Here is a 13,739-nt window from a genome sequence, read left to right on the forward strand (position 1 = left end):
TGGCCATGTCCGACCACGAGGCACCGACGTCCGAGGCTCCCCCGGACAGGAGACGAAGCGACGAGGTCCCGGCGAATGATGCACCGGAGCACGTCGACGACGCATCCGAGCGCGTCGACCACACGCGTCAGATCGCCGAGCTGGAGGATGCGTGGCGCCGAACAGCTGCCGAGCTGGACAACTTCCGCAAGCGTTGCGCGCGCGACGTGGTCCGTGGCCGCGAGCAGGAGCGGGCGGCCGTGGCCGCCAGCTGGCTGCCCGTCCTGGACAACTTGGAGAGGGCGCTCGAGCACGCGTCGTCCGATCCCGGCTCCGTGGTCGAGGGCGTCCGCGCGGTGCTCGCGCAGGCGGTCGGTGTCCTGGCCGACCTCGGATACCCGCGTCGCGACGACCACGGCCGGGCCTTCGACCCCGCCGTGCACGAGGCGGTCAGCACCGTGTCCGGTGAGGGGCTGACGCCCGGCACGGTGGCTCAGGTCGTGCGCCCCGGCTACGGGCCTGATGACAAGCTCCTGCGTCCGGCGGCGGTCGTGGTGGCCACCAGGGCATCCTGATGGCCAAAGACTTCTACGAGGTCCTCGGAGTCTCGCGCGATGCCGACCCGGACGACATCCAACGCGCCTATCGCAGGTTGGCGCGCCAGAACCACCCGGACGTCAACAAGGACTCCGAGGCCGAGGAGCGGTTCAAGGACATCGCCGAGGCCTACGACGTGCTGTCGGATCCCGAGCTGCGTCGCCGCTACGACGCCTTCGGCGAGGACTTCCGACGCGTCCCTCCCGACACGGACCCGGCCGCTTGGCGACAAGCTCGAACGTACGCCGACGCCGGGGCAGGCGCGCGCGGCCGCTGGTCGTCGGGCGCCGGCCCGTCGAGCGGGTTCGGTGGCGGCCACTTCGGTGACGACGTCGACATCGAGGACCTACTCGGGGGGATCTTCGGCGGCCGGGGGCGCGGCGGGGGCCGGGACGGCTGGGGGCGGGGCCCGGTACCGGGCTCCGACCACGAGGCCGAGGTGGAGGTGTCGGTCGAGGAGGCCTACCACGGCACCGCGCGCAGTTTAACGATCAGCGGCCCCGACGGCCCCCGCACGCTCGACGTCACCATCCCCGCGGGTGTGGTCGACGGCCAGCGGATCCGGCTGCGCGGCCAGGGTGGCCCAGGCAGCGGCTCGGCGGCGGCCGGAGACCTCTATCTGGTGGTTCGGATCGCCGCCCACCCGCGCTATCGGGTCGAGGGTCGCGACGTGCACGCGCTCCTGCCGGTCGCTCCCTGGGAGGCCGCCCTGGGCGCGTCGGTGTCCGTCGACACTCCCGGAGGGGCCGCCACGGTGAAGGTTCCGGCAGGCTCATCCAGTCACCGCCGGTTGCGGCTCAAGGGCCGCGGGCTTCCCAACACACGAGGCAAGCCGGGGAACTTCTACGCCGAGCTTCAGGTTCGCGTGCCCAGGACTCTCACCGACGAGGAGCAACGGCTCTTCGAGGAGCTCGCGAAGGTGTCCAGCTTCGACGCGAGGAGCAGACGATGACCGCGGTCAAGCACTTCGCCCTCGCTCGGCCCTACCGGCTCAGCCTCGACAGCTATGCACAGCTCACCGGTGTACATCCCGAACTCGTACGTCGCCTGGTTGCCCTCGGACTGCTGGAAGTCACCCGCGACGCGCAGGGGCGATTGTGGTTCGACCCCTCCCAGGTGAGGGAGATGGCCAGGATCCAGCGGCTGCGGATGAGCCTGAACCTCAGTTACGCCGCCATCGGCCTGGTCGTCGAGTTGCTCGACCGGATCGCCGAGCTGGAGAGGACGCAACGGCGAATGTCACGACGAGGAGGCGCTCCATGGACATGAACAGACTGACCCAGAAGTCGCAGGAGGCACTGCACGACGCCCAGACCAAGGCGCTGCGCTTCGGCCATGTCGAAGTGGACGGGGAGCACCTGCTACTGGCGCTGCTCGACCAAGGGGAGGGCTTGGTCGCGCCATTGCTCGCCCGGGCGGGGGCGGATCCTGATCGGCTCCGCGAGGACCTGGAGGCCGAGCTCAGCCGCCGCCCGCGGGTCAGCGGGCCCGGCGTGACGCCCGGACAGGTGCACATCACCCAGCGGTTCTCGCGGCTGCTCGACGCGGCCGACCGCGAGGCCCGCAGGCTCAAGGACGAATACGTCTCGGTCGAGCACCTCGTGATTGCCCTGGTGGAGGAGGGCTCGGGCTCGGCGGCCGGGCGGCTCCTCCACGCGCAGGGCCTGACCCGCGATACCTTCCTGGCCGCGCTGACCGAGGTGCGCGGTCACCAGCGGGTGACGTCGGCGACCCCCGAAGGGACCTACGAGGCGCTGGACAAGTACGGCCGCGACCTCGTCGCGGCAGCGGCGGGCGGCAAGCTCGAGCCGGTGATCGGCCGGGACTCGGAGATCCGTCGGACCATCCAGATCCTGTCGCGCAAGAGCAAGAACAACCCGGTACTCATCGGCGAGCCCGGGGTCGGGAAGACAGCGATCGTCGAGGGTCTGGCCCAGCGGATCGCCGACGGGGACGTGCCGGAGGGCTTGCGTGACAAGACCGTCTTCGCCTTGGACATGGGGGCCCTCATCGCCGGAGCGAAGTACCGCGGCGAGTTCGAGGAGCGGCTGAAGGCCGTGCTCAACGAGGTGCAGAGCGCCGAGGGCCGCATCCTGCTGTTCGTCGACGAGCTGCACACCGTCGTCGGCGCCGGCGCCGCCGAGGGTGCGATGGACGCCGGCAACATGCTCAAGCCGCTGCTCGCCCGCGGCGAGCTACACATGATCGGCGCGACCACCCTCGATGAGTACCGCACGCACATCGAAAGGGACGCAGCCCTCGAGCGCCGGTTCCAGCCGGTGCTCGTCGACGAGCCCGACGAAGAGGACGCCCTGTCGATCCTGCGTGGGCTCCGCGAGCGGCTCGAAGTCTTCCACGGCGTGAAGATCCACGACGGCGCCCTGGTGGCGGCGGTGACGCTGAGCCACCGCTACATCTCCGACCGCTTCCTGCCCGACAAGGCCATCGACCTCGTCGACGAGGCCTGTGCGATGCTGCGCACCGAGATCGACTCGATGCCCGCGGAGCTCGACGAGCTCACCAGGCGCGTCACCCGGATGGAGATCGAGGAGGCGGCACTCTCGCACGAGGAGGACGCCTCGAGCAAGGCCCGCCTCGAGGAGCTGCGCAAGGAGCTGGCGGACGCGCGGGCCGAGGCCGATGCCCTGCGCGCGCAGTGGGAGGCCGAACGGTCGGCGCTGCGGGAGGTGCGGTCCCTACGCCAGGAGCTGGAACAGGTACGGCTGGAGAGCGAGCGGGCCGAGCGCGAGTACGACCTCAACCGAGCGGCGTCCCTGCGACACGGCCAGCTGCCGGAGATCCAGCGGCGACTGGAGGCGGCCGAGTCCCGGCTCGCCGGCAAGCAGGGCGGCCGCCGGCTGCTGCGTGAGGTCGTGACCGCCGACGAGATCGCCGACATCGTCTCGCGGTGGACCGGGATCCCGGTCACGCGCCTGCAGGAAGGGGAGCGCGACAAGCTGCTCCGCCTCGACGAGGTGCTCCACGAACGCGTCATCGGCCAGGACGAGGCGGTCCAGCTGGTGGCCGACGCCGTCGTTCGGGCCCGCTCAGGCATCAAGAACCCCCAACGCCCCATCGGGTCGTTTATCTTCCTCGGCCCCACCGGCGTCGGCAAGACCGAACTGGCCAAGACGCTGGCCGCCGCCCTGTTCGACACCGAGGAGAACATGATCCGGATCGACATGAGCGAGTACCAGGAGCGGCACACCGTCAGCAGGCTGGTCGGGGCACCTCCCGGCTACGTCGGCTACGAGGAGGGCGGTCAGCTCACCGAGGCTGTGCGCCGTAAGCCCTATGCGGTGGTCCTGCTCGACGAGATCGAGAAAGCCCACGTCGACGTCTTCAACACGCTGCTCCAGGTGCTCGACGACGGACGCTTGACCGACTCCCACGGCCGCACCGTCGACTTCCGCAACACCGTGCTGATCATGACCTCCAACATCGGCTCGGAATACCTCCTCGAGGGGGTCACCGCAGGTGGCGAGGTCAAGGACGAGGCGCGCTCGATGGTGATGCGCACCTTGCAGTCGCACTTCCGCCCGGAGTTCCTCAACCGCGTCGATGAGATCGTGATGTTCAAGCCGCTGACCCTCGCCGAGATCGAGCGCATCGTCGACCTCCAGCTCGAAGAGCTGCGCGAGCGGCTGGCCGACATGCGGATCACCCTCGACGTCACGGCCGAGGCGCGCCGCTTCATCGCGGACCAAGGATTCGACCCGGCGTACGGCGCCCGCCCGCTGCGGCGGTACATCTCCCGCGAGGTGGAGACCCAGGTCGGCCGGGCGCTGCTGCGCGGCGACGCGGCTGACGGTGGCACGATCTCGGTCGACGTCGTCGACGGGGAGCTCACGATCACCGCGGCCGGCAACCCGTCAGAGGGACGGGCAGTGGCATGACCGCGACCACGGAGAAGTCGACGAAGATCGCATGCGGCAACTGCGGAGCCATGAACCGTATTCCGGCGGTCGCCAAGGGCATGCCGCGCTGCGGGAAGTGCCGCACTCCGCTGCGCTGGGTGGTGGACGCGAACGACGACGAGTTCCACGCCGTCGCCGACGAGTCGAGCCTGCCCGTGCTGGTCGACGTGTGGGCTCCGTGGTGCGGGCCCTGCCGGATGGTGAGCCCAGCCCTGGAGAAGCTGGCCGGGGAGCTAGCCGGCAAGCTCAAGCTGGTCAAGGTCAACGCCGACGACAACCCACAGGTGAGCCAGCGGTTCGAGGTCCAGTCGATCCCGACGCTGGTCCTCCTCGACCACGGCAAGGTGGTCGACAAAAAGATTGGCGCCCTTCCAGAGCACCAGCTGCGCTCATGGCTCGAGTCCAAGCTCCCGACGGGGGCGTGATGACTGCCAACCCGGCGCGCGTCGGCGCCGACCCGCACCTCGAAATCATCCGGCCCGTACCGCCACCCGCCCGGCGCGCGTGCGCGGAGTGCGTGCAGCTTGGCACCCCATGGGTCCACCTTCGCCAGTGCCTGACCTGTGGCCAGGTCGGCTGCTGCGACTCCTCACCGATGCGACACGCGCGCGCTCACGCCGCCACGACGGGCCACGTCATCGTGCGTTCGATCGAGCCCGGGGAGAACTGGAGATGGTGCTATGCCGACGAGCAGTTCGTCTGAGCTCGAGCTCGCGGACCTACCCGAGACACCCGACTCTACCGGCGCCTACCCCCGCATCACCGACGAGCAGATCATGCTGCTGGCGCTGTACGGCGAGCGGAAAGCGTTGACCAAGGGCACCAAGCTGTTCCGCGAGGGTGACCGCGACTGCGGCCTGTTCGTCGTGCTGGACGGCAGGGTCCGGGTGGTCCAGGAGGTCAGCCCCGAGGGAGAGTCACGAGTGCTCGCCGTCCACGGCCGGGGTCGCTTCGTGGGCGATCTGTCCATGCTGACCGGCCAAGCCGTCTACGTCACCGCCGTCGCCCAGACCGACGTGGAGGTCCTCGAAGTGGTCTACGACCGGCTCAAGGAGGCGGTCACCCAGGATCAGGCGCTCGGAGATCTGATCCTGCGGGCCTTCATCCTCCGACGCAACATTCACGCCGACCTCGGCGTCGGCCTCCGCATCATCGGCTCCCGCTACTCAGCCGACACCCGCCGGCTGAGGGACTTCGCGAGCCGCAATCGCATCCCGTGCCGCTGGGAGGACGTGGAGGAGGATCCGGAGGCAGAGGCCACCTTGCGGGCGTTCGACATCCCACCCGACCAGACGCCCGTCGTGATCTTGAAAGGGCAGACGATCCTGCGAAACCCCACCATCGCAGAGCTGGCCGAGCTCCTCGGCCTGCGAGCGGCGCCGAGCCGGGCGGCATATGACCTGGTCGTGGTCGGCGCAGGCCCGGGCGGACTGGCCGCGGCGGTCTACGCCGCCTCCGAAGGGCTCTCGACAGTGGTGCTGGACGCGCTCGCCACGGGCGGCCAGGCGGCCACGTCGTCCCAGATAGAGAACTACCTGGGGTTCCCCGCCGGCGTCACCGGCGCCGAGCTGGCCGACCGCGCCGTGGTCCAGGCCCGAAAGTTCGGCGCCGTCTTCAACATCCCCGGCGAGGCAACATCCCTCACCCAGGCCGACGGTTACCACGTGGTGGGGCTGGCAGAGGAGGACGCCCTGATCGCACACGCCGTGGTCATCGCCACCGGCGTGCGCTACCGACGTCTCGACATCCCGGGTACGGACCGCCTCGAGGGCAGCAGCGTCTACTACGCCGCCACGGAGTTCGAGGCCCGGCTGTGCCGACAGGACCCCGTCACCGTCGTGGGCGGCGGCAACTCCGCAGGCCAAGCGGCCTGCTTCCTGGCCCGACAGTCGCCAGTGGTCAACCTGGTCATCCGACACGACGACCTGGGGAGGGACATGTCCCGCTACCTGGCCGACCGCGTCGTGCGGTCACCACGCATCAAGGTGTGGCGCAACAGCGAGGTGTGCGAGCTCATCGGGGACGAAGCGCTCCACGAGGTGCGGCTGCACCACCTCCACACTGATGAGGAGCACCGCGTCGCGACGACAGCCCTGTTCGTGATGATCGGTGCGGCCCCCCACACCAGCTGGCTCCAGGAGGAGATCCCGCTGGACGCGAAGGGCTTCGTGCTCACCGGACCCGCCCCCGACTGCCACGACGGCATGTTCGAGACCCGCCGCCCGGGCGTGTTCGCCGTGGGCGACGTACGCAGTGGCTCGGTCAAGCGGGTCGCCTCCGCCGTCGGTGAGGGCTCGGTCGCGATCCGCCAGGTCCACGAGTTCCTGGAAGCCGAGGGCCGCCGGTGAGCTCGCGCCTTCGGCCCCATCGCGCTACCTGGGCACGAAATGGGCACAGGAGTTCTTTGGCCGATGGCCACGACCGGGTCGAGTTGATGCGGTTCGTGCGGCTGGCGCGGCCGCGACGATGGCGCATGCAGGACGCAAACCGCTCGTAATGAATAGGTCATCGGTTCGATTCCGATAGGCGGCTCCACGTCGAAACGGCCCCTCACCTGCGCAGACAGGTGAGGGGCCGTTTCTGTTGGGTGGGCATCTGAGGGCCAAGGTAGGCCATTGGGTATGCCGTTCGGCGACATGACTCGCACCGACCTGCGTCTCGGTAGGTGAGGGCAGTGGCGCACAGCGGTGTACTCCCTCGGTCCAGCCAGTCGACGGTGACCGGTCACCTGGGTCTGACAACCGATTGGAGTGCCTGTGGGTCATCGTCGAGTGTTGTCCTTTGGTAGTGGTCCGAACAGCCGTGCTCGCGGCATCGCCGCGTTGCTGGTCCTGGCTGCCGCGATGGTGTTGGGGCCGTCGCTGCCGGCGACGGCGTACAACCCGGTGGGTGCCAAGGACTACGCGAACACCTACGCGCTGTCTCGGAACCTGTCATATCCGAACTTTGCCGGGACGGATTGCGCGAACTTTGTGTCCCAGGCGGTTCACGCCGGCGGATACAGCTTCGTCGGTAGCAGCAACCCGAGCAGCCTGTACGAGTGGTGGATCCACGGCAACTGGTATGGCACCTGGGACTACGCCACGACCTGGTCCGTGGCCCCGAGGCTCCGGTACTTCTTCATCTACGACGTGCCGGGCGGTATCTCGTACGGCACCGCGCCAGGGAGCTCCACGAACTACTGGACTCCCGACCAGATCGTCACCGGGGATGTCCTGTTCTACGACTGGGGCCAGGGCGAGGGCATCAGCCACACGGCCATCCAGGTCGGCTGGGGTGACGACCCAAACAGCACGATCAACGGCAACTTCGTCGACGCGCATGCCACCGACCGCTACCACGCGTTCTGGTCGCTGCGGCCCTACAACAAGTACTTCGCACAGACGACCGTCTACTTCATGCATATCGCGGCGAACAACTACTGACAGGTGATCCAGATGAGCCTCAACAAGGCCCTGACCACGGGTGTCCTGGTGGTCCTGATCGGCGCCGGAGCCGCCGTCTACATCCAGTCCTCCGCAAACGGGACCGGGGTCACCGCCGCTGCGCAGGACAGCGCGAACGCGGGGCAGGAGGGCCGTGTCCAGGCCGTCGCTCGCAGGGTCCTGATCGACCACTGGCAGATCGGCATGCCTGATGCTGTCCTCGGGGCGGACCTGGGGAAGCTCAGCCCCAACGGCAGGCCCGTGAGTGCCCCCAGCGCTATCTCGCGACCGGCGGCTCTCGCACCCGCCTCGCAGGCCGCGGCGGCCGCATCGCGCACGCGGGCCAACTTTGCCATGGACCTCGCTCACGCCAAGCCCGACTTCGCTGCCCGCGAAGAGCTCGCCCTCAAGAACGTCACCGCGGCCCTGGCGGATCCTCGACAGCGCCTGCTCGGATCCGGCGTCTCGAAGATGACATTCTCGCGGACGATGATCTCGGGCGACCATGCCACTGTCGAGGGGACCATGACGTCGTGGTCCCGGTTCCAGCTCCAGAACTCTGACGGGTCATGGATCGAGTCGAGCCCGGCGGGCGACGACCAGTTCACCGTCGAGCTTGAGCAGGTGGGCGGGAAGTGGTTCGTCACCAACTATGTTGGCCATCCAGTCGACGGGTCCATGCCATAGCCCGCGGACTGCTCGCCCTGGCGGCGCTGCTGACCGTTACCGGCTGCACCGCCCCAGCGTCGGGCCTCGACAACACCGGACCCGACTGGATCGCAGCACGAGTGCGCGAGCTGTCGGGCCGCCCGGCTGACCGCGCGTGCGACTTGACGACGAAACAAACGGTCGAGTTCGGGGTGCAGGCCATCATGACCGCGAGCGGATCTGGATACGTCTTCCAGCCCTCGAGCGTCGGCTCGCTGACCCTGAAGTACGGCGACGGCCACAACCAAGCCTCCGCCCGTGCAGGCAGTCGCTGGTACCAGTCCGATTCGGGGATTCACAAGTGGCGGCTCGCGCCGGCCCCGCGGGCTGGGGGCATCCCGGGCCAGCTTGCGGCACCGGGCACCGACCCGACGCTGATCGCGGACATCTACCGCGCGCTGGCGGACCTCACGCCCGAGAGAAAGCCACGCATCGCCACCGTGCTCCTCGGCGACGGAACCAGAGGCCGTCTCTACGACGTGACCCTCAGCACCGACCACATCGCTGAGCGCTCGCCCATCAACGCGGCGCTCTGGCGTGCCTACAAGCTGTACGGGCTTGCATCCATCGCCGTCTCCGTGACGGAACCTCCCCCCGGTCAACCGATCGTCATCGAGCTCAAGCTCCCTGTCGTCGACCCCGCCAGCATCCGTATCGGACCAAAGGACAACGCGAGCTCACTCCGCGTGGACATCCAGGCATCCTGCAGCTGGATCCCCAGATCACCAAGCCAGGAGACCCCACCCCACATCGCGGGAGATACCTCCACATGACAACCAATCCCGGCTCGGCATCGAGCCCGCGGTCGACCTGGCGGCGGGCCGACTTCGTCGTGTTGGGGTTGCTCGTGGCCGGTGTGGCGGCATACCTGTTAATCGGGTGCTCGCTTTGCACCTTCTCGGCCGAGATGAGGAGGCCATCACGCTCGGGGAACTGGCAGCCGACGCGCAGGGACCTGCCAGCGCGTGGCAGTGGAGCCACGGTGACGGTGACTTGACCCTTACGGAGTTGGTCAATCCCGCGGACCACTTGGCTGAGCTCCTGGCCCATATCCGGTCGGGCGTGCGGTGGGTCTCCTGCGACCGGACATCTCCCGAGATGCCCTCGGCTCCTTGAGTTGGAAGAGCTCCTCGCAGGTGATGACGCGCTCTCTCGGGAGCGCGCGGCGGGCAGCCCTTCCGGAGGCGCTGTATGCCCGGGACTCACGTGGATCTCTTTCCGGAGGACCGCTTCACCTCGCGGCACAAGGGCAGGCGGCCCGCGGTTGCGTGTTGTGAGTGGGGTGTCAACGAGCTTGTGGTGCCCTTTCGGGGAGCCGCTGGCACCTACGACAAGCTGCACCAGATGAGCAACGACGTCAGGTATCAGTCCGGGCTGCGTGCCTCGGTCGACCAGGCCGTCGAGCTGTGGGGGAAGTTCGACCGTCTGTGCCAGGACGGCGTCTTGACGGCTGACCCTGAAGGCCCAGGGTTCGAGTCGCACGAGGGGCCACGACTTCCCTGAAAAGGGAAGCCGCCCCGTCTCCCATGTGACAGACGGGGCGGTTGCCCTTGGGCGCTCGTCAGCCAGGCCGCGTCATGACGGAGGGTTGCAGGCGCACATCCGGATGTCGGGAGCGAGGGTGAGGTGTCCGGGACCGCCAGGGTCGGTGAGGCTGAGCCAGAAGGCTGGCACCCGCTGCGCGGCGTCCTTCGGTCCGGCCATGCGGATCTGGGCCATGACTTCCACGCGCTGACCTGGCTTGATCACATACCCCGCGAGGGACGTCGGCGACAGGTTCCTGTTTGGGAGGAATGCATCTGGCACCGCCCCCTCGGGCAGAACGCGCGTCGTTGTCTGCGTCGTCCATTCCAGCGATGACCCGGGCTGACTCCCGGCCAGCTCGAGTCCGGTGAGGGTGGCGGGCGTGCCGCACGGATTCTCCAGGGTCGTGTAGCCGACCCACCACATCGATCCTGGTGGGCCTGCGGCATACCTGGTGATCGTCCCGGATGGTGGCAGGCTGGTGAGAAGGCACGGTGTGGTCGCGGATGGTGTCGGTCTGCTCGGGGTGTGCAGGCTGGTTGATGCCTGATAGGTGGTGCAGCCGGGCAGGGTCCCCAGCACGGCCGCAAGGAGCGCGACCGCGGTCAGGACGCTCCTGGACGGCGTGGTGGCTACTCTCCGACGCACGACGAGCGCCAGCTGCTGTACCCGTAGGGGTACAGGTCCCGGAAGATGCAGTAGTCCAGGTTCGTCGTGGCAGCTCGTGGAAGGTACGAGTAGAAGGTGGTGGAGGTTGTCGTGCAGTTGGGCTGGTCCACGTACTTGATCGTCGAGACGCGGTCGTCACTGTGCAGGACAGCCATGAGCCCGGTCTTGCCTGCCGGGATGGCCGTGTCGTATCCCCATGCCTTGGACGATGACGTGGTGTACGAGTAGTTGACGCTGAATGTGGTCTCGGCCTTGGCGATGATGACCCCCGCCTCGACCGACACAGCCGCGCCGGCGGAGAAGGTCTGCGACGCCGTCGAGGTCTCGGTGTAGTGGATCGTCGTGGGACCCGCGGCCTGATAGGACGTTTCTGAGGTCCCTTTGAACCCTCTAGATTTGCTCGGGGTCGAGTAGTACGTGTCAGTGATGCACGAGTTCGTGCTGGCGTGTGCCTGTGAGGCCTCGAGCAGGGGTGCGGTCGCGAGCGCGAGCAGTAAGGCAAAGAGCGTCCTGGCAGTGCGTCGCGACCTGCGGCGATCGGATCGTTCCTTCGTCAACTTATGCCCCTTTGCATGAGTAGTCCACATCTGTGGAGCCTCGTCTGTGACGACGCGCGAACGTCACAACAATGTCGCAGAGGTGCGTGGTTACGGCGTGATCGGCCCCGTCCGTCCAGGGAGGACGGGCGGGGCTCTTGATCTCTTTGGCTCGGTTGCCGTCCCAAAAGCCGACGATGCTGGGCAGGGATCAGGCGACGCGGCGTCGGATGGCCGCGAGCAGACGCTTGGCTCAACCCGTGCGCCGCGCGGCCTTCGCGTCACCGCGGTGCAAGCTCGGCCCGGCCACGAGCTCGTGCTGCTCATCGACGTGCTGGTCGAGGCGACCGGCAACCGCGAACCACAGCGGTGGAGGCTGGGATACGAGGTGCCGACAGCGGACCTGACACTGCTCGACAGGTACTCGTTCATCCTGACCGTGCGCGCCAACATCGAGGAGTGGTGGGACACCGGACACGGCCCGATGCCAGGCCTGTCCATAGAGCGGATGGCCTGACCTCGAGGCCACTCCTAGGGCACAGCCCGGCGTAATGCCCGGCGCCCGCGCCCGTCTCACATAGTGCCGCGCATGGTTCACACCGCTGTGCGCGGTCGGCAGGGAGGTCTCGAGCCCGCGCTGCGCACCAGGCGCAGGCTCGGGACTCACACTATGCAGCGCGCAAACCGCTCGTGATGAATAGGTCGTCGGTTCGATTCCGACAGGCGGCTCAACGCCGAACGGCCCCTCACCTGCACAGACAGGTGAGGGGCCGTTTCGCATTATCTCCGTCGAAGATGCGAGGGGAGCCATTGGGGGGAGCCATTCGGGCGACATGACCCGCACGGACCTGCGTCTCGGTAGGCGAGGGCAGCGCCGCCCAACAGCGTTCACGTCCTCGGCCCGACCGGTCGACGGCGACCGGCCGCATGGGTCCCGACCACTGTCTTGGAGGGCATGTGAGAGGCGCACATCGATCGTTCAGTCGACTGGGGGTCGCCGGAGTTAGCTCCCTTGGCGCCACGCGTCTGGTTCGGCAGGGGGGTCCGCTGTGAGTCTTGCGCGAAGGACGCTGATCGGATCGGCACTAGCGCTTGGCGCGCCCGCCGTGGGGGAGGGTGGTGCTTTTGCGCGGACCGCAGGCGTTCAGGACTCCGCAGCGGATCTCCTCGATGCTGGCCTGAGCAGAGAGGCGTGGCAGGCCATCCGGGCCTCGCTTCAGGTCTACTTCGATGTGCGCGCGCAAGCTGTGGTGACTGGTGCGGCGCCTTCGGCCAGCCATCGGCGCTTTCCCAAACAGGATGACGTCGCGGGGATCGCGGCGAATGGCAGACATGCGCGGGAGTTGCACGGCGGCTATCGGCGGGCCCGTTCGGCGATGGCCGTTGAGTCGTCGAGCGCGACCGGCAGGTCCGCCGATCTGGTCGTGCGTGAAACCACGTCACTGGCCTTCGCTCGGCCTGGTCGAGGCGTGACGGAGACCCAGTACTTGGCTCGACACGCGGTCAGGGCCGAGACCGTGAACGGCACGTGGACCGTCAAGGACGTTAGCTACCTTCCGGAGAATCCCGCCTCGTTCCCGCTCACGCAGGTGCCGGACGCGGCCATGTTGCGGACCGCTCTCGCGCAGTCGACCGAGCTCGCCGCACAGATCCCCGACGTGTCATCGAACCTCGAGCCGTCCACCTACGCGACCGATGTCCCCAGTCCGTCGAGTGAACAGAAGGCCGACCCTGCCGGCCAGGGCCAGTTCGCGGCCTTGGCCGTGTCGTACAACTACACCGCGATGGTGAACTACGCCAAGTACTGGGGTGTGCCCACGAGATACAACCCCATCTACCCGATCTATCCCGAGGACTGCACCAACTTCGTCTCGCAGGCGCTGTACGCCGGGGGTTGGGCGATGGTGCGTAGCGACTTCTGGCCGGCGAACAGGTCCGACCCGTACAACTGGTTCTGCGACGGCAAGGACTCCACGTCGGCCTCGTACAGCTGGACCGGCGCCAACAACCTGAAGAACTTCATGATCAACAGCGGCCGGGTCAGGTGGCTCAGCAGCATCTGGTCGCTCGGCAACGGCGACTGCCTCGGGTACGACTGGACGAATGACCACTCGGTCGACCACTGGGCGATGTGCACTGGGCACGACAGCGCTGGCAAGCCGCTGATGACCCAACACGTCAAGCACTATGTGAACAAGCCATTGAGCGAGATCGTCAGCGGTCAGAGCTGGGCGTACGTGGCGGCGCGAACCTGAGCGACCCCCGTGGGTCGGCAGGTCCAGGCACCGAGAATGCCGGGACCGGCCAACAACCTTGGCGGCTCGCCACTCGTCCCTATAGATGAGGCACCCCGTACGACGACACCGGCGTAGAAGGAGCGTTGA

Annotated in this window: 15 protein-coding genes; 13 read left to right on the forward strand and 2 right to left on the reverse strand. The window is 67.9% G+C overall.

Annotation, left to right across the window (positions count from 1 at the left end; translation table 11 throughout):
- Positions 1 to 5: 5 nt before the first annotated feature.
- From ACYVLP_RS06035 to ACYVLP_RS06085, 11 genes are all read left to right on the forward strand, one after another.
- A complete protein-coding gene (locus tag ACYVLP_RS06035) occupies positions 6 to 554 on the forward strand; it encodes a nucleotide exchange factor GrpE (RefSeq protein ID WP_460626437.1) in 549 nt (182 codons plus the stop codon).
- Entirely contained in the window at positions 554 to 1,528 is a 975-nt protein-coding gene (locus ACYVLP_RS06040) for a DnaJ C-terminal domain-containing protein (protein ID WP_460626438.1), read from the forward strand. The genes ACYVLP_RS06035 and ACYVLP_RS06040 overlap by 1 nt, the downstream gene beginning before the upstream one ends.
- Positions 1,525 to 1,845: a chaperone modulator CbpM gene (locus ACYVLP_RS06045; RefSeq protein WP_460626439.1), complete on the forward strand. Its 321-nt coding sequence runs from the start codon at positions 1,525 to 1,527 to the stop codon at positions 1,843 to 1,845. Before ACYVLP_RS06040 ends, ACYVLP_RS06045 begins: the two co-directional genes overlap by 4 nt.
- Positions 1,836 to 4,472 (forward strand): ATP-dependent chaperone ClpB, encoded by a 2,637-nt coding sequence (gene clpB, locus ACYVLP_RS06050; RefSeq protein WP_460626440.1) that lies wholly within the window; start codon positions 1,836 to 1,838, stop codon positions 4,470 to 4,472. Before ACYVLP_RS06045 ends, clpB begins: the two co-directional genes overlap by 10 nt.
- Positions 4,469 to 4,918 carry a thioredoxin gene (trxA, locus tag ACYVLP_RS06055; protein ID WP_460626441.1) on the forward strand — a complete coding sequence of 150 codons (450 nt, stop codon included), beginning with the start codon at positions 4,469 to 4,471 and terminating at the stop codon, positions 4,916 to 4,918. Before clpB ends, trxA begins: the two co-directional genes overlap by 4 nt.
- Positions 4,918 to 5,196 carry a UBP-type zinc finger domain-containing protein gene (locus ACYVLP_RS06060; RefSeq protein ID WP_460626442.1) on the forward strand — a complete coding sequence of 93 codons (279 nt, stop codon included), beginning with the start codon at positions 4,918 to 4,920 and terminating at the stop codon, positions 5,194 to 5,196. The genes trxA and ACYVLP_RS06060 overlap by 1 nt, the downstream gene beginning before the upstream one ends.
- Entirely contained in the window at positions 5,174 to 6,841 is a 1,668-nt protein-coding gene (locus ACYVLP_RS06065; RefSeq protein WP_460626443.1) for an FAD-dependent oxidoreductase, read from the forward strand. Before ACYVLP_RS06060 ends, ACYVLP_RS06065 begins: the two co-directional genes overlap by 23 nt.
- A 426-nt stretch (positions 6,842 to 7,267) precedes the next feature.
- Entirely contained in the window at positions 7,268 to 7,918 is a 651-nt protein-coding gene (locus tag ACYVLP_RS06070) for an amidase domain-containing protein (protein ID WP_460626444.1), read from the forward strand.
- A 12-nt stretch (positions 7,919 to 7,930) separates the two neighbouring features.
- Positions 7,931 to 8,605, forward strand: coding sequence for a hypothetical protein (locus ACYVLP_RS06075; RefSeq protein WP_460626445.1), 675 nt, complete (start codon positions 7,931 to 7,933; stop codon positions 8,603 to 8,605).
- A 143-nt stretch (positions 8,606 to 8,748) separates the two neighbouring features.
- Entirely contained in the window at positions 8,749 to 9,399 is a 651-nt protein-coding gene (locus tag ACYVLP_RS06080) for a hypothetical protein (protein WP_460626446.1), read from the forward strand.
- 526 nt (positions 9,400 to 9,925) lie between these two features.
- Positions 9,926 to 10,129 carry a hypothetical protein gene (locus tag ACYVLP_RS06085; RefSeq protein WP_460626447.1) on the forward strand — a complete coding sequence of 68 codons (204 nt, stop codon included), beginning with the start codon at positions 9,926 to 9,928 and terminating at the stop codon, positions 10,127 to 10,129.
- A 72-nt stretch (positions 10,130 to 10,201) separates the two neighbouring features.
- On the opposite strand, the gene ACYVLP_RS06090 is transcribed toward ACYVLP_RS06085, so the two are convergent.
- On the reverse strand, positions 10,202 to 10,354 hold the full coding sequence (locus ACYVLP_RS06090) for a hypothetical protein (RefSeq protein WP_460626448.1): 153 nt from the start codon (positions 10,352 to 10,354) through the stop codon (positions 10,202 to 10,204).
- Between the two features lie 428 nt (positions 10,355 to 10,782).
- Positions 10,783 to 11,376 carry a hypothetical protein gene (locus tag ACYVLP_RS06095; protein ID WP_460626449.1) on the reverse strand — a complete coding sequence of 198 codons (594 nt, stop codon included), beginning with the start codon at positions 11,374 to 11,376 and terminating at the stop codon, positions 10,783 to 10,785.
- Between the two features lie 268 nt (positions 11,377 to 11,644).
- Between ACYVLP_RS06095 and ACYVLP_RS06100 the strand changes: the two genes are divergently transcribed.
- Positions 11,645 to 11,872 (forward strand): hypothetical protein, encoded by a 228-nt coding sequence (locus ACYVLP_RS06100; protein WP_460626450.1) that lies wholly within the window; start codon positions 11,645 to 11,647, stop codon positions 11,870 to 11,872.
- Positions 11,873 to 12,824: 952 nt separating this feature from the next.
- Positions 12,825 to 13,610 carry an amidase domain-containing protein gene (locus ACYVLP_RS06105; RefSeq protein WP_460626451.1) on the forward strand — a complete coding sequence of 262 codons (786 nt, stop codon included), beginning with the start codon at positions 12,825 to 12,827 and terminating at the stop codon, positions 13,608 to 13,610.
- Positions 13,611 to 13,739: the final 129 nt, after the last annotated feature.

Source organism: Intrasporangium mesophilum (assembly GCF_054783095.1).